The following is a 16,007-nucleotide window of genomic DNA, read 5'->3' on the forward strand; positions in this document are numbered from 1 at the left end:
AGGAGAAGCAATGCAAGCAGCGAAGATACGCGTGATTGGATTAGGCGGAGCTGGGAACAACGCCGTAAATCGCATGATCGAATCTGGACTTGAAGGCGTGGAGTTCATTGCAGGGAACACCGACGCGCAGGTTCTTGCCAAAAGTCATGCCGAGGTGCGGATCCAGCTCGGGGACAGGCTCACCCGTGGCCTGGGTGCAGGCGCAGATCCAGAGGTCGGCGAAAAAGCCGCTCTGGAAGACCGCGAACGCATCCGTGAATACTTGGACGGCACCGACATGCTGTTCATCACCGCCGGAATGGGCGGAGGAACCGGAACCGGCAGTGCCCCCGTGGTCGCCGAAATTGCCCGAGAAATGGGCATTCTGACGGTGGCCATCGTGACCCGTCCTTTCCGCTTCGAAGGTCCCAAACGGGGCCGCGTTGCTGAAGAAGGCATCGCCAAACTCGCCGAGCGCGTGGATGGCATGATTGTGGTCAACAACGAACGTCTGCTCACCACCGTGGGGCCCAAAGTCAGCGTCCGGGATGCTTTCCTGATTGCAGACCGCGTGTTGTACTACGGCGTGAAGGGCATCAGCGACGTGATCAACGTCGATGGCATGATCAACGTGGACTTCGCCGACGTGCGCAACCTCTTGGTCAGTGCTGGCACGGTCCTGATGGGCATCGGTTCTGGACGTGGCGACAACCTTGCAGAAGAGGCTGCTGCCAGTGCAGTGCACTCTCCCCTGCTGGAACGCGGCATCGAAGGTGCCAGACGCATTCTGGTCAACGTCACGGGCGGTTACGACCTGTCCCTCGACGATGCCAACGCCATCGTGGAGAAAATCCGCGAAGCCACTGGCTTTGACGAACCCGACATGCTGTTCGGTGTGTCCTTCGACGAAAACGCCGGAGACGAAGTGCGCGTGACCGTGATTGCCACCGGCTTCAACGAATCTCCTGTGCAAACCCAGCGTCGCAGCGCCATCGAAAGCATGGCCCGCCAGACCCGGGGAAAAGTGGACCAACTGGATTTTGACATCCCCGCCTTTCTGAGATACGGCGACAGGGACTGAAGAACCAACAAAAAAGGCCGGGGAATCCCTGGCCTTTTTTGTTGGTTGCCGAGGGCTGAGAGCCGAGGACAACCAGAAAGCTTTGGCTTGTGCAATTCAGGGCGAGGCACGCCTCGCCCCTACGATGGCGATTGGCCCCTTCTGCCTTTGCATTTTGCCCTCGGCTCGGCCCTTTGCTCTCGGCTTCTGCCCATCCCTGCCACACCTCTGTCATTTCCCTGTACACTGTTATCTGCTGATTGTGACGAAAGTCCGACAATCCCAGGCCCTTCAAAATGAAAACCTACCAGCATCCCACCCAGAGACCCCACACCGACACCGTGATTGCCATCGGTTCTTTCGATGGCGTGCACCTCGGGCACCAGAGCCTGCTCAACACCCTGATTGCCGAAGCCCGAATGCACCATGTGCCCAGTGTGGTTTACACCTTCGACCCACCCACCCGTGTGCTGATTCAGGGGGTAGAGTTCCTGTCCACCCTGCCAGAGAAACTGGCTTTGCTCAAGCAACTCGGGATCGATGAGGTCATTGCGGTGCCCTTCACCCGTGAATTTGCAGCCCGTCCCAAAGAGGAATTCCTGAACGACCTCAGCCTGTTGCGTCCCAAAACAGTGGTGGTGGGGCAGGATTTTGGGTTTGGCAAGAACCGCAGCGGTGGTCTGGATGACCTGCGCACCATCACCCCGGAATTGATTGCTTTGCCCATGCTCAGTCTGGATGGTGAGGCGGTCAAGAGCACCCGCATTCGAGGCTTTTTGAACAGTGGGCAAGTTGAAGATGCCCACCAGTTGCTGGGCCGGGAGTATGAAGCCATGGGCGTGGTGGTGCACGGAGACAAACGGGGTCGCTTGATCGGTTTCCCCACAGCCAATGTGGCAGTTCCAGAGGGCAAACTCCTTCCCAAAGGGGTCTACTTTGTGGAGTTCTGCTGGGACAACCAGAGCTTCTCTGGCATTGCCAACGTGGGCAAACGCCCCACTGTGGAAGGCGAAGACGTGCGCCTTGAAGTGCATTTGCTGGACTTTCAGGGCGACCTGTATGGTCAGGAGGTCACCGTCAAATTCAAGCGCTTCATCCGGCATGAGCAGAAATTTGCTGGCCTCGACGCTTTAAAAGCACAGTTGGACCTGGACAGACAAACCGCTCTGGCTTGGATGGAATGAAAACGGGTCGCTGAAAAGCGACCTTTTTGCTGAATGTGGGTATAGAGATGGAGCAGTGCCGCTCAGTTGGACTGCATCTGGTGCTCGTCCAGAATGGCATTGCATTCAAATGCCGTGTCTGGGTCATAAGCAAGGTAAGCCTGACGGATGTCTTCAGCGATGCGTTTGGCCACACTCTGGCTTTGCTGGTCCGACTGGTGGGACAGGTGATTGTAAACCGCAACCTTGTAGGGCTGAATCTGGCTTTCCAGCAACCAGTTCATGTTTTCTTCAAGGGTCATGGCACTGAAATCCAACTCCTGCCAGTCTCCAAAGAAGGTTTTTCCCTCAAAAAGCAAGGTGAGTGAGCCAGAGCTGAGATCATACACCTCGTATTTTCTGGCTTTTTTGAAGTCCTGCACGGCCACCTGCAAAGAGGTGTCTGTGCCAGAAGACACCTGCCGGAGCAAAATCCGGTCCTGATCGTCTTTCAGTTGCAGCAGTGCAGGTTTTCCCAGATCAAGGGGAAAAACCACAACATTGAAAGGGTATTGCGGAGGCAACACCACGTCGGTGCTCAGGTCAAAACAGGTGGTCAGGGTCAGGGATTTGGACGATCCCGCCACCGTCACAGTGTTTTCAGCAGGCAGGAAAAAGCGGGTGATGCCATCAAAGTAATTGGCCACCGCTTCTGTGAAAGAAGGGGATGGTGCCCATATCCTTTCGCAGCCCGAGTCTGGAAACATCGATTTGGACAGCTTCTTCTTGCCATTGACCAGCAGGTCATAGCGGATGGAGCCTTTTTCCACACAAATTTTTGAACCTTTGTTCCATGTGAAGGTTTGTTTTCCGGTGTAGGTTTTGCTGCTCTGGTTGGGCAGAACCAGTTTGTAAGTGGTGCTGGACCGTGGGGTGATGGTCAGCTCAACGTTCTGGGCAGAGGCAAAACCCCAGAGTGGCAGGGCAAGACTCAGGAATATGGGCAGCAACTTTCGGGTCATGCTCGGGCCTCCTCGGGAGGGGTTGGGTTTTCGGGTGGGTCACTGGCAGGCTCAGAAGCCTCTTCAGGGTTGCGGAGTTTCATGAACGTGCGCAGCAAATACAGGGCCACCAGAGGCAGGGTGTAATCCAGAAAATAACCCTGCCCGTGCAAAATGGCTGATGCAGGAATCAACATGAGAAGCCAGACCATCACAATTTCAAGAAAATCACCAAACAGGTTTTTCAGCTTGAAAGCACTGTCAATCAAGAGGGTGGCAGCCAGTTGCAGGGCAAACAAAGTCACGGCTGCAAACAAAAGCACGTAAATTCCTGCTGCGTTTTTTCCAAAATGGTTGTAACTGAGCAGATTCATCAGGCTGGTCACATGCACCTCGACACCACTGGTGGGGGTTTTCAGAAACGAACTGATGGGGGTGTAGTAGTTGTCTCCGCTGTCAGGATCGGTGCGCCCAATCAAAACCAGTCCGGGGTCAAACAGGTGCTGCTCTGTTGGGTGGTTCAGGAAATCTGTGCCTTTGCGAACCTCCAGCCCTTCCCAGAACTGCAATTCGGTGTTTCTGTTGAGGCGTTTGTAAACCAGAGCCCCCACCTCCATGCTTCCTGAAGCAGGCTGCCCAGCAGCATTGCAAATCCGGTCCGGGGTTTTGACCTGTTCTCCTCTGCCCACACGGTACAGGGCTTCTGCCACAGAAGGACGGCCTTCGGTGGGGTTGGCCAGTTGCCGAACTTTGAAATCCCCCTCATCGAGGAGCAGGTGGTGGTCTACGAAGCAGAGGCTGGGGAACTGCTGCATGGGATAAATTCGACCATCCAGCACAAAGGTGCCCGGACGGGAATGTTTTTGAACAGGCAAAAATACCGGATAAGGGGCTGTTTTCAGGGCCTGAACCAGAGCCTTTCCATCTGAGTAGGGATCGGGATAGGAGAGGTCCAAGTCAATGAAAACCGCCTGTGGCTTCTCTGGAAAACGGGACAGGTTGCTCAGGATGCCTGCAAGCGCATTCCGGTTGAAATAGGGCATCCCCTGAGCTTCACATTTGCGGGGGTCCTGAAATTCGCAGCGGCTCTGGGCGGCTTGCTGGGTTGCAGCCTGCTGAACGGTTTGCTGGTCCAGATCAATCAGAAACACCTTCTGGTCGGTCTTGCCTGAAGTGGCCATGCCCGATTGCACGAAATTCACCGTGTCAAAAGCCTGTTGGCTGATGTTTTTCAGGGAACTGGCCAGCATGGTGACCACTGTGATGTTTCTGCCAGGTCCATCTGCAAAAGCCAGAAACAGGGAAAGCACACCCACGATGACCACCACAAAGAGGGTGTTCATGGCACTGTCTTTGACCTGCTGGTGGTGGTGGGTCCAGAAGTGTTGAAGAAAACCACGGGCACGGGTGAGCATGGGGCACCTCTCCAGAATCCATGATAGAAGCCAGAGGTCTACCCGTGATGATGTCCGTCACAGACAAACAAAAATCCCCAGAAAACTCCGGGGACACAAGGTCAGGTGGGTTCAGATGTTGGGTTCGATCAGGCCGTAATGGCCGTCTTTGCGGCGGTACACCACAGCCACGGTATCGGTCTGGCTGTTCAGGAACACGTAGAAGTCGTGGTCCAGAGCTTCCATCTGCACAGCGGCGTCTTCTGGGCTCATGGGACGCATTTCGAAGCGTTTGGAACGCACAATCTCGGGGTGTTCAAACTCTTCGGTCTCATGCAGGGTGATGTCTGCAGGGACCGTTTCATGGCGGCGTTTCAGCAGTTTGGTTTTGAATTTGCGAAGCTGGCGCTCCAGCACGTCCACCACGCGATCCACGGCGGCATACATGTCACTGTTGGATTCTTCGGCACGGATGATCCCACCGGGAATGTTGATTTGCACTTCAATCCGGTTTCTGCGTTGGGAGTCGCGCGCTTCACGCACACTCATCACCACTCGGGCTTCCGTGATGTTTTCATTGAAGCGGTCCAGTCGGGAGAGTTTGCTGCTCACGTAGTCGCGGAGGGCCTCGGTGATTTCAAGGTTACGTCCAGAGATTTTATAGATGTTCACACGATCACCCCTCTTGTATAACGCCAAAGCGGCTCAGCGCATGTTGTCCCATACGCCTTTTTTCGAGGCTACACCGTCTTTGGTGTCCATATCTTAACACATCTCGATGAAAACACCAGACCTTTTGTCCCCGTTTCACAAAGTCCAGAAAACAAACGTCCCGAACATCAAAAAAACACCGTCCAGCGTGGTGGTAAGCAATAACCCTTACTGTGGCCCCTCATGAATTTGTTAGATTGACCCCATGAAACCCCTCCATGAGCAATCGGCCCCGGAATTGCAAAGGCAACTGGAGTCCGGTCCATTGACCAGTGTGGACCTGACCCGGCATTTCTTGCAGCGCATTGAAGAACTCAACCCTGAATTGCATGCCGTGATTTGCACCCACCCAGAGGCCCTTTCAGAGGCAAAGCGCCTTGATGATGAACGCCAGGCTGGACAGGTGCGTGGCCCTTTGCATGGCCTCCCCATCCTGATCAAAGACAACATCGATGTGGTGGGGGTGCCTTGCACCGCCGGGTCCATTGCCCTGAAAGACCATTTTCCTCAGGAGGACGCTTTTCTGGTCCGCAAGTTGCGCGAAGCAGGCTGTGTGATCCTCGGGAAAACCAACCTGACCGAGTTTGCCAACTTCATGACCCTCGACATGCCCAATGGGTACAGTTCTCTGGGCGGTCAGACCGTCAATTTCCGCCTGAAAGGTCAGGATACGGGCGGTTCCAGCTCTGGCAGTGGCGTGGCCGTGGCAGCAGGTCTGGCAGTGTTTGCGATTGGCTCTGAAACCAGTGGAAGCATCATCCATCCGGCCAACCACAGTGCGGTGGTGGGTTTGAAGCCCACCGTGGGCAGCATTTCCAGAGCGGGCATCATTCCCATTTCCTTCAGTCAGGACACAGCAGGACCCATGACCCGCACCGTTCAAGATGCTGCGTTGCTGTTTCACGCCATGCTGGGGCAAGACCCATCAGACCCTCAATCGCAGGCATTTCCAGATCCAACGCTGCCAGAGGTGAAAGCTGGTATGCGTCTCGGGGTGTTCAGGGAAAGCTTCAAACTCTTGACCGAAGAAGAAACCCCTTTGCTCGAAGCGGCTTTGCAGAAGTTTCAGGATCAAGGAATGGAGTTGGTGGATGTGGAATATCCGCATCCAGACCTCAGCCACCAGTGGAGGTGGGAGGTCCTGACCTACGAATTCAAAGAAGGCCTCAACGCTTACCTTGCTGGGGTTCAAAATGGACCCTCCAACCTGACCGAACTGATCGCTTTCTACGATGAAAACCCCGAGCAGGGCCTCAAGTACGGTCAGATGTTGCTGCTTGCTGCCAATGGCACCTCTGGAACGCTTGGGAACCCTGCATACAACCATGCCCGTGAACTGGACTTGCAGTACTCCAGAGACCTCGGGGTGGACCACCTGCTGCAAGAACACCAGCTCGATGCTCTGGTTTACCCCAAATGGTACGGCTACGATGTGCCTGCAAAAGCTGGATATCCCGGCCTGACCGTGCCTGTGGGCTTCCGAGAAGATGGCATGGGGGTGAACCTGACCCTGACTGGCCCCGCGTGGTCAGAGCCCCTTCTGCTGGCTCTGGGCATGGCTCTGGAAAACTGAACTTCATTGGGTGTCAGTGTTGAAATTCCTGTGACAATCTGCAAGCCAACTGCAACACGTCAAGCCAGAGGATGAAATGTGGTCTGAACATGATTTTTTTCTTTCAGTTGATCCCAAAACAATCATGATGGGTGAGGACTTCCTCCTTTCTGCCTCTGCTGTTCCCTTACTCTTGGAACAATGCGAGACAGAAAACATCCTGATTCTTGGCTTTGATGCTTTCAAAATCACCCCAGAGGGTCACCGCCATCCACAGATGGAACACATCTATGCCACCTCACTAAACCAAAATTGTGATCCCAGAGACGCCATTCAGGCAGCCATCTCTGAAATTCGAACCTACTTTCAAAAGCATTTTCCTGAGGGTACAGAGTTGCACTTCGCTTTCGTTTTGGAACCACATTAAGCCTGTTTCCCCAACCTGAAGAAATTTGCATGTGGTTCTGTTCAGACATCAGAAAGTGGCCTGTCTTGGAAAACATTTGAGAAAACCAGAACTTGAAAAAGCCAACCTTTGAGGTTGGCTTTTGATTTTGTTGAAAGATTTACTTGCTGGCTTTGCTGTCGAGGAAAGCAGCAACCCAGGAAAGTGGCGCATTCCAGTTGACGGTGATTTCATTCATGGTCCATGCCCCGATGTCATCAATGTAGCAGGTCAAGCCCACGCATTTGCCTTTCATCAGGGCAGCCACGGGATCGCTGAAGCTCTCAGAGTTGGGACCTCCAGAGAGGGCTCCAGCAGGTGGCTCTGGGAAGCTGGCATCGTTCTGGTGCGCCCAGAAACGGTGGTGGGGGTTTTTGAGTGGGTTCTCGCCGTAGCCCGAGATGTAGGATTTGTCCATGGGGTTGCGTCCCAGCAGGTAATTCATGCCTTCCAGCATGCCGTCCACAAATTTTTGCTGGCCGGTCAAATCATAAGCCACGCCCATCACGATCCCACGGTTCACGATGCTGCTGTTGGAACCCCAGGGGTACTGCTCTGCCTGGAAGGGCAAACGGTAGCCCACTTTGTCCACGTCTGCGACATAAGCATTTGCAGCGGTCACCAGATTGTCTCTGGCCTTCTGCACTTCTGCACTGGTCAGACCCGTGTTCACCGTGGCCAGAGTGATGGTGCCTGCCTGCGTCAACTCGCCCCATGAAATGTCTTTTTTGACGGGAGCCTGCAAGAACAGCGGACTGGCTTTCAGGAAAGTCAGGTATTTGGCGGTTCCTGTGGTGGCGTACAATTCTGCAGCGGCCCAATAGAACTCGTCCGAAACTGTGGTTTCACCGTATGGACCACCACCAACAAACAGGTCGTAAGCGTACACATCCGGGTTGCGGTTGGCAGCATTCCAGGCTTTTTCGGCAGCAGCAAGGCATTTGGCACTGTAGGCGTTGTCCACACCTTTGAACAGGCGGGCACACTGGGCAGCAGTGGCAGCAAGGTTCAGTGTGGCTGCAGTGGAAGGAGGATACACATAACGGGCCTGAGGGTCGAGGTCAGGGCGCAAAGGCAATCCTGTCCATGCCACGTCGGTCAGTTTGTGGTGCACCATGCCAGAGGCGTCCACGGCGGTCATGGTGAGGGCCTTCAGATTGCCGCTCTGGTCGCCTCTGGGCAATTTGAGGGTCTGTCCATCTGGCACCTGCATGCCCATCATGAAGTCCATTTCCCAGCGGATTTCGTCCAGCAGGTCGTTGGTGCCGTTGGACTTCTCGGGGATTTTGAGTTTGCCGTCTGCCGTAACCGCAAGCAGGTTCTGCTTTTTGGCCCGTTCATACTGGTTCATGAGGGTCCAGACCGAAACTCCACCGTTGACCACGTATTTGCCATGGTCTCCTGCGTCATACCAGCCTTTGGAGCCGTCAATGGTGTAACTGCAGCCTTCCCACTTGTTGCCCTGTGTGTCGGTGCCATCGAAGCAAGGCACCGCAAGGTCTCCCTTGTTGGGTGCCACGCCAACGTGTCCCGCAGGTCTGGCCCATTTGGCGTCTCCCACCAGGTCGGCTTTGATTTCAATGCCGCTGCGGTTGTGATAGAAGTACGCCAGAGCGTCGTATTGCAGTTTGCTGAAGATGTCTCTGGCAATGCGGAAAGGATGGCTTTTCAGACCGCCCACTTCCAGCACGTAACCGTCGCCCAGAGCATTCAGTTTGGAGAAATCCGCCTGATGGACGTGTTCTCCAGAACCTGCATCCTGTCCGAACACTCTGGTTTTGCCACTGGTGACTGTTTTGCCGTCTTTGAGGATTTTCCAGTCCAGAGGGGCAAGGGAATCGTGGGCGATGCTGGCGGTTTTGGGGGCCTCTGGCAGGTAGCCTTCTTGATTGAGACGCACAATGGCCCGTCGGTCCACGGGTCCAGAGGTGCCGTCTGCTCCAAATTTGGGGCCTTTCAGGGAGAGATTGGAAATGCACACTTTGGTGGCCACTTTTCCACCCATCTGAAACTGGAAGGTGGCTTTGGCATCGCTTTTTTCCTTCATGTCGAAGGTGAACTGGTAATCTTTGGCTGCTGGCCCAAGGTCATTGACCTCTGTGGCAAAGTAACCTGTGTAAGGGGCACCATCCAGTTGCAACAAAGGCTTGAAACCCGTTGCCACATCTGCTCTGGCCCTGAAACTCAGGGTGTAGGTGGCCCCTTGATTGAGACCCACTCCGCCTTGCCCGACAATCACATCCCAAGGGTTGGCTCCGGGGTTGCCAATGGTGGTGCAAGCTTCCCCATTGTTGATGCTGAGGGGCGAGGTGCCACTGGTCCACCATCCAGCGTCCCCATTCGAAAAATTCCCGTTGTTGAACAGTTCCACAATGGAGGTGTCTGCGATGTTCACGCTGACATTGACGGCATCGGACATGCCTGCATTTCCAGAGCGGTCGATGGCCTGTGCCGTAAAAATGTGTTCTCCGTTGAGGGCTGCCGTGGCGTCAATCACCGCTTCATAGGGAGCAGAGGTGTCTTCTGAGACTTTTTTGCCTTTGTTGTAGAAGACCACTCTGGCCACATCGGTGGCCGTGGTGGTGGCCGTGAGCTTGATGGGCCCTTGTGCAGTGACGGCTGTGGCAGAACTTTTCAGGGCAGCATCTGGTGCCTGGGTGTCTACTGGGGGCTGAAAAAGGTTGCAAGAGGTGGTGCCCACGCCGAGGGTCAACACGGCAGTGAGCCAGAGTGCAGTTCTGGACATCTTTTTTCTCCTTGGTGGATGTTTTAACGGTAAGTATGTCCACGTTAGCAAGCCCGGGTTTATCCGTCAACAGAACAAACTCGGGACAAGGGTGTTTTTCAGACCCTTTTTGCGCTTTCTCTCAAAGACACAATTTAGAGAAAAAATTCATTCCAGACATCTGTTTTTCAATGTGTTTTGGTTCACGAAAAGGATTTCATGGCTTTCACGTGCCTCCGATCATCTTGAAAATTTTTTCAGAGGCAAAAACCAGAGGTCTGCGCTTGCTCCAAGAGCCACTTTCTGGCTGACCGATTTTTTCAGCAGAATTCACTCATTGATCAAAAAGGTATAGACAAAAGGGGTGGAAGACCTGCATCTCCCACCCCTCTGAACACCATGTTTTGAAAACTTCAGTCTTGAATGACCGTCATGTCTTTGGGCTGGGGCAAGAATTCCAGATCAGGGTGCTGCTCAAGGGCAAATTCCAGATCGAAACGGTTTCTGAACAGCATCACCGGACGGCCACGGTCGTCTTCCACGTGTTTGGCGAAACGGGCCAGAGCACCCGGTTCACCGGCCAACCAGCGCACCAGTTTGTAGCTGGAGTGCATCAAATCAATGGCCACGCCGTACTCTTCCAGCATCCTGTGCTCGAAGACCTCGAATTGCAACTGGCCCACCACGCCCAGAATGGGATCTCTGGCCCCATCGGTGGGGAAGAAAATTTGCACCACACCCTCTTCAGAGAGTTGCTCCAGACCTTTTCTGAAGGCTTTGCGCTTGCTCACGTCTTTGGGAGACACCGTTGCAAAGTGCTCTGGGGTAAACCGCGGGAAATCGGTGAGGCGAATCTTGGGATTCACACTGACCACATCGCCAATCTGGAACACACCGGGGTTCACCAGACCCACGATGTCACCGGGGTAGGCCACCTCGATGCTTTCGCGGTCCTGTGCGAACAGGGTGTGTGCTCTGGACAGGCGGATTTCGCGGCCTGTGCGGGTGTGCATCACGGCCATTCCGCGTTCAAAAGTGCCCGAGGCCACCCGCATGTAGGCGGTGCGGTCCCGGTGCTGTTTGCTCATGTTGGCTTGCAATTTGAAAATGAAGCCAGTGAACGTTTCTTCGGTGGGTTCCAGCTTGCCCAGCGTGGTTTCAATGGCATGGGGTGCAGGGGCCAGTTCCACCAGAGCGTCCAGAAAGTTTTCCACCCCGAAGTTGGTGATGGCGCTTCCCCAGAAGACCGGGGTCATCTCCCCTCTCAGGAACAGGTCCATGTCGAGGGGATCGAGCACACCCTCCACCATCTCGACCTGTTCTTGGAGCAACTGCAGGGCATCAGAGCCCAGCAGGCTTTCCAGTTGGGGATCGTAAAGGTCTGCGACCTGCACAGGGGCACGTTTTTTGCCGTGTTCGGTGCGTTCAAACAGGAAAACCCGTTTCTGTTGCAGGTCGTACACCCCTTTGAAATCTGGACCCGAGCCAATCGGCCAGGTCATGGGCACCACTTTGATTTTGAGGGTGCTTTCCACCTGCTCCAGAAGCTCGAAGAAGTCCATGGCCGGACGGTCCATCTTGTTCATGAAGGTGATGATGGGGATGTTTTTGTTGCGACACACCGCAAACAGTTTCTCGGTCTGGGCCTGCACACCACGGGCAGCGTCCAGCATCATCAGGGCACTGTCCACGGCCATCAGGGTGCGGTAGGTGTCTTCCGAGAAGTCCTGGTGTCCGGGGGTGTCCAGCAGGTTGATGTGGTAACCGTGGTAATCGAAGACCAGAGCTGAACTGGAAATGGAAATTCCACGCTGCTGCTCGATGGTCATCCAGTCGGACTGGGTTTGTTTCTGGTTTTGCTTGGCGGTGACCGAACCTGCACTCTGGATGGCGCCTCCGTAGAGCAGCAGCTTTTCGGTCATGGTGGTTTTCCCGGCGTCCGGGTGGGAGATGATCGCAAACGTGCGTCTGCGTTGAATTTCATGGGACAGGTTGGACATGTTGTGACCTCTGCAAGAAAAAACCCCGTGATTTCGGGGCGATAACACTTCATTATACCCGATTTGCGAAACGCTCAAAAATCGATGAGCATGTTCATCATTATCATGGTCTTACACAACATACTCAATACATGGGACGATCCAGCAAAATTGCAGTGCTGTCCGACATTCACGGGAATTTACAGGCATTTGAAGCCGTTTTGCAGGCCGTACAGGATGCAGACCAGATCCTGCTTTTGGGCGACAACGTCAACTGGGGGGTACAAGGACCAGAGGTTCTGAACCTCATCCAGCAACAACAACTGGTCACGGTGTATGGCAACCATGAAGTGATGCTCTTGCATCACTTGCAGGGCACTGCCCCCGAAGAACATTACACTTCTGCCAGTTTTGCTCCAGCACGTTTCTGGGCCAACCAAATGAAAGATGGGGAAAGCACCCTCTTGCAGTGGCCCCTGACCCACACCCTTCAGGTGACAGGGCTTCCAGAGGTGTTGCTCTGCCACGCCAGTCCCAGAAGTGCATTTGATGAAGTCCTTTCCATGACAGATGCTGAATTCTCTGGTGTGCTGTCCGGGCATTCTTTTGGTCTTGTGCTGGCAGGACACACGCACAGACAGCGCAAAACCAGCCTGAACCGCCAAACCTTCTGCAATGTGGGTTCTGTGGGATTCTCTGTCGAAGACGCACCCGAGCCCCATGCAGCTTATGTGGTGCTGGAAGGCCAAAAGGGCACATGGAACATCCAGTTCAAACGGACTGCTTTTGACCACTCAGTTTTTTTTGACAGCTACCACCAGAGTGGTTTCTTGTCCAGCACTGGCATCATCGGACAGATTCTGTATGTGGGGGCTTTGCTCGGGCGGTCCACCATTCGGGAATTCTGGAGATACAAACGGATGTTCAGACCAGAAGCAGACTTTGATGAGGTGATTTTGCACGATTACCTGCACCATGAACTCACCCTCAAAGAAAAGTGGACCCTCAGACACCATCCTTTTGTGCCCAGAAACGTTCAGAACATCTTGAAAAGCAAACTGCATGTGCTGCTTTGACCTTCTTCAAACAGCCGATAAGGTGAATGGCTTAGTCTTCCTGATAAACCTGCTTTCCGTGACGATGGGATGGAAATGAGAGGTCTATAATCTTACCCGTGAACAACGCCAACATTGCCATCCTTTGCCATGCCACTGCCGGTGGCTCGGGCGTGGTTGCCACCGAACTCGGGGTGGAACTGGCCCAGCGTGACCATGAAGTGCATTTTGTTTCCACAGCACAGCCTTTCCGCCTGTCTGCACTGGATTGTTGCACCAATGTTTTCTTTCATCAGGTGGGGCGCTACGAATATCCCCTGTTCGAGCAGGCCCTGACCACCATCAATACAGCAAACACCCTTTCAGAAGTGATTCAAGAACACGACATCCAGATCACCCATGCCCACTACGCGATTCCTTACGCCACCAGTGCCCTGATGGCGCAGGACATCACCCAGAGAACCCGGGTGGTCACCACCTTGCACGGCACCGATGTGACCTTGATCGGACTGGATCCGGCTTTTCGCCATTCAACGCGGCATGCCATTGTGCGTTCTGATCGGGTAACTGCAGTTTCCCAGTATCTGGCGAACCACACCAAAGACATTTTCAATGTGGATGTGCCCATTGATGTGATTTACAACTTTGTGGATGTGCACCGCTTTCAGCGCAACACGGACGCCAAGTATCGGGCAAGATTTGCCCATCCAGACGAGAAAATCATTTTGCATCTTTCGAATTTCAGGGGCATCAAACGCACCCTTGATGTGATTGAGTTGTTTGCTCGGGTCCAGACCGAAGTTCCTTCTCGCCTGCTGATGGTCGGCGATGGTCCAGACCGTTCCAGAGCTTTTGAGCTGGCCCAGAAACTCGGTGTCATTGGGCGGGTGCATTTCCTCGGGTCTTACCCGTCTGTGGAAACCATCATGGGCATTGCAGATGTGTTCCTGCTTCCTTCCAGTCAGGAATCGTTTGGCTTGGTGGCTCTGGAGGCCATGTCTTGTGGAGTTCCGGTGGTCAGCAGCAACATTGGGGGCATCCCTGAAGTCAACATTCAGGGGGAGACAGGCTTTTTGTGTGATGTGGGCGACATCGATGGCATGGCCGATGCAACATTAAATTTGCTTCAGGATGAGCAACTTCATGCTGCTTTCAGTGCAAGGGCCCGAGCTCGGGCAGTCGAGCATTTTCAGCCCCATCATATTGTTCCGCAGTATTTGAGAGTGTACGAAGGGTTGCTGAACGAATGATTTCTCATTTTTAACCATAGACATAATGAGTAGTTTATGAGTTTATCTTGGGGATCCTCAGCTTTCTTCAGGGGTTTTGACAAACTTAAGGGGGCAAAACCCCCTTTTTTGCTCTTTGAGGCTTCGAAAGCAGGCAAAAACCCGCTGAAACACCCCTTTACAATTCAAAAATGATGAGAATCTTAATTTTTCGTTTTAATGTTTTATCATGTTTCTTCTGCTGTACCACAAAGGAAAAAAATTTTGATTCGTATCAATTTTAACCATCTTCGTGAGAATAAAATGAGTAACAAAAAGACATTTTATTAGACTTTACTCACAGATTCAGCATAACTTAAGTTAGGCAAGTCTAGAATTGCTTTCGCCTTCAGCATTCAGCAGCAGTGAATCCAAGGCCCACAAAGCATCAACGGCACATCCAGTCCTCGGGAAAAGCCAGTCGCGTGTTGAATCCAACCTGAGACCACGCATCGATCGACCCAAAGCAGCACAACCTGCATCTACATCACCCACAAACAGGTGGGTAGAGGACTCATTGACTTATGGCAAAAAGCACCCTGAGATTGACCCTGATCGGAACTGCAATGCTTTGCAGCGTCCTCAACATCAGCAACTCCGCCTTTGGAGAAGCCGAGAAAAAATCTGTAAAAGTTGAAGTTCCCACCGATCCCATTTTGCCTGCAGACCAGCTGGCAGAAAAGGCTCTGGAACTCACCCAGCCTGTGGCCAAACCTGTCCAGACGGTCAAAGTGACCCAGAAAGTCCAGACTGCAAAGGCCACACCCAAAGCACAAGCAAAAGTGGTACCGGCCAACTATCGTGCAGGCAACAGCTTCGTCCTGAAAGCCACCGCCTACAACAGTTTTGTCGGGCAAACCGATGCCACCCCCAACATCACTGCCACAGGATCCCGCACCCGTTTTGGCGTGGTGGCCCTGAGCCGGGACATGCTGCGCAAAATTCCCTATGGCAGCAAAGTCAAAATTGAACTGCTGGGCGCTGGTGCCTCTTACTACAACCGCATGCTGTCACAAACGGTTTTCTTTGTGGAAGACACCATGCATCCCAGAAAGTACGGTCAGGTGGACATCTGGATGCGCACCATGAGCGAAGCCCGAGCCTGGGGTGTCCGTCAGGTCAAATTGACCATCCTGAAGTAAAAATCCAGAGGCTGTAAAGGAGGTGGATTTGAATCCACCTCCTTTTGATTTTCAACATCAGAATTTGACCCTGCAACACAATGTTTTCAGGCTGTGATGAAGCTGAAAAGCACTTAAAGGTTTGATGCAGAACCCGCAACCATCCTGCTAACACTTCTAAGCTGTGAAATTTCTAGACTGTGCACGTATCAGGCAAAACCGGCCTCAACCCCTTCTTCCGGAATGCCATTTTTAGGAGGCTTCATCACCATGCATCAATTGAATTTGTCTTTTCCTGATTCCCAGCAAAAACGCCTGAAACGGCTGATCAAAAAGCTCACCCTCGCTGCACAACAAGAAGGCCACGCTTTGTGCGTGTTGCCACCCGATCCCCAGAGACCGACTTTTGTGCTGCAAATCAAAGCTTCTCTGGACGCCCTGCAAAGCTTCATCCAGAGCCACTTCAGCTTCACCTTCAAAGAAGCACCTTGCAGCATCGAAATCCGGCCCGCCTGAATCTCAAGTGGTTCTGAACACCCCTGCAGGGGTGTTTTTTTGTGGGCTTGACCTTGTCC

General features: G+C 53.5%; 12 protein-coding genes. 7 read left to right on the forward strand and 5 right to left on the reverse strand.

Going from position 1 to position 16,007, the window contains the following annotated elements; all coding sequences use genetic code 11:
* The first annotated feature begins 10 nt into the window (after nt 1-10).
* Both ftsZ and ribF read left to right on the forward strand, forming a co-directional pair.
* On the forward strand, nt 11-1,060 hold the full coding sequence (gene ftsZ / locus Q371_RS07330) for a cell division protein FtsZ (protein ID WP_034338265.1): 1,050 nt from the start codon (nt 11-13) through the stop codon (nt 1,058-1,060).
* Nucleotides 1,061-1,335: 275 nt separating this feature from the next.
* Nucleotides 1,336-2,223, forward strand: coding sequence for a riboflavin biosynthesis protein RibF (gene ribF, locus Q371_RS07335; RefSeq protein WP_034338268.1), 888 nt, complete (start codon nt 1,336-1,338; stop codon nt 2,221-2,223).
* Nucleotides 2,224-2,285: 62 nt separating this feature from the next.
* Here the strand turns inward: ribF and Q371_RS07340 are convergent, their stop codons facing one another.
* The 3 genes from Q371_RS07340 to hpf form a co-directional block, all read right to left on the reverse strand.
* Nucleotides 2,286-3,203 (reverse strand): hypothetical protein, encoded by a 918-nt coding sequence (locus Q371_RS07340; RefSeq protein WP_034338271.1) that lies wholly within the window; start codon nt 3,201-3,203, stop codon nt 2,286-2,288.
* A complete protein-coding gene (locus tag Q371_RS07345; protein WP_034338274.1) occupies nt 3,200-4,597 on the reverse strand; it encodes a CHASE2 domain-containing protein in 1,398 nt (465 codons plus the stop codon). The genes Q371_RS07340 and Q371_RS07345 overlap by 4 nt, the downstream gene beginning before the upstream one ends.
* A gap of 111 nt (nt 4,598-4,708) precedes the next feature.
* Nucleotides 4,709-5,248: a ribosome hibernation-promoting factor, HPF/YfiA family gene (hpf, locus tag Q371_RS07350; RefSeq protein WP_034338276.1), complete on the reverse strand. Its 540-nt coding sequence runs from the start codon at nt 5,246-5,248 to the stop codon at nt 4,709-4,711.
* Between the two features lie 244 nt (nt 5,249-5,492).
* Between hpf and Q371_RS07355 the strand changes: the two genes are divergently transcribed.
* Nucleotides 5,493-6,860 carry an amidase family protein gene (locus Q371_RS07355; protein WP_034338278.1) on the forward strand — a complete coding sequence of 456 codons (1,368 nt, stop codon included), beginning with the start codon at nt 5,493-5,495 and terminating at the stop codon, nt 6,858-6,860.
* A gap of 545 nt (nt 6,861-7,405) precedes the next feature.
* Here the strand turns inward: Q371_RS07355 and Q371_RS07365 are convergent.
* Entirely contained in the window at nt 7,406-10,030 is a 2,625-nt protein-coding gene (locus tag Q371_RS07365; RefSeq protein ID WP_157442584.1) for a glycoside hydrolase family 9 protein, read from the reverse strand.
* Nucleotides 10,031-10,422: 392 nt separating this feature from the next.
* Nucleotides 10,423-12,009 (reverse strand): peptide chain release factor 3, encoded by a 1,587-nt coding sequence (locus tag Q371_RS07370; RefSeq protein ID WP_034338284.1) that lies wholly within the window; start codon nt 12,007-12,009, stop codon nt 10,423-10,425.
* Nucleotides 12,010-12,140: 131 nt separating this feature from the next.
* Between Q371_RS07370 and Q371_RS07375 the strand changes: the two genes are divergently transcribed.
* From Q371_RS07375 to Q371_RS07390, 4 genes are all read left to right on the forward strand, one after another.
* Nucleotides 12,141-13,064, forward strand: coding sequence for a metallophosphoesterase family protein (locus Q371_RS07375; protein WP_034338287.1), 924 nt, complete (start codon nt 12,141-12,143; stop codon nt 13,062-13,064).
* 98 nt (nt 13,065-13,162) lie between these two features.
* Complete coding sequence (bshA, locus tag Q371_RS07380; protein WP_034338289.1) at nt 13,163-14,293, forward strand: N-acetyl-alpha-D-glucosaminyl L-malate synthase BshA; 1,131 nt, start codon at nt 13,163-13,165, stop codon at nt 14,291-14,293.
* A 542-nt stretch (nt 14,294-14,835) separates the two neighbouring features.
* Nucleotides 14,836-15,453 carry a 3D domain-containing protein gene (locus tag Q371_RS27875; RefSeq protein ID WP_084571300.1) on the forward strand — a complete coding sequence of 206 codons (618 nt, stop codon included), beginning with the start codon at nt 14,836-14,838 and terminating at the stop codon, nt 15,451-15,453.
* A 249-nt stretch (nt 15,454-15,702) separates the two neighbouring features.
* A complete protein-coding gene (locus Q371_RS07390) occupies nt 15,703-15,948 on the forward strand; it encodes a hypothetical protein (RefSeq protein ID WP_157442585.1) in 246 nt (81 codons plus the stop codon).
* The last annotated feature ends 59 nt before the right edge of the window (nt 15,949-16,007 follow it).

This window comes from Deinococcus misasensis DSM 22328, assembly GCF_000745915.1.
In the GTDB taxonomy this organism is placed as follows: domain Bacteria; phylum Deinococcota; class Deinococci; order Deinococcales; family Deinococcaceae; genus Deinococcus_C; species Deinococcus_C misasensis.

Coding starts and splice junctions, on each gene's coding strand:
- Q371_RS07370 (WP_034338284.1), bottom strand. CDS start 12,009: ATGTCCAACCTGTCCCATGAAATTCAACGCAGACGCACGTTTGCGATC.
- Q371_RS27875 (WP_084571300.1), top strand. CDS start 14,836: ATGGCAAAAAGCACCCTGAGATTGACCCTGATCGGAACTGCAATGCTT.
- Q371_RS07355 (WP_034338278.1), top strand. CDS start 5,493: ATGAAACCCCTCCATGAGCAATCGGCCCCGGAATTGCAAAGGCAACTG.
- Q371_RS07345 (WP_034338274.1), bottom strand. CDS start 4,597: ATGCTCACCCGTGCCCGTGGTTTTCTTCAACACTTCTGGACCCACCAC.
- Q371_RS07390 (WP_157442585.1), top strand. CDS start 15,703: ATGCATCAATTGAATTTGTCTTTTCCTGATTCCCAGCAAAAACGCCTG.
- Q371_RS07340 (WP_034338271.1), bottom strand. CDS start 3,203: ATGACCCGAAAGTTGCTGCCCATATTCCTGAGTCTTGCCCTGCCACTC.
- ribF (WP_034338268.1), top strand. CDS start 1,336: ATGAAAACCTACCAGCATCCCACCCAGAGACCCCACACCGACACCGTG.
- Q371_RS07365 (WP_157442584.1), bottom strand. CDS start 10,030: ATGTCCAGAACTGCACTCTGGCTCACTGCCGTGTTGACCCTCGGCGTG.
- Q371_RS07375 (WP_034338287.1), top strand. CDS start 12,141: ATGGGACGATCCAGCAAAATTGCAGTGCTGTCCGACATTCACGGGAAT.
- ftsZ (WP_034338265.1), top strand. CDS start 11: ATGCAAGCAGCGAAGATACGCGTGATTGGATTAGGCGGAGCTGGGAAC.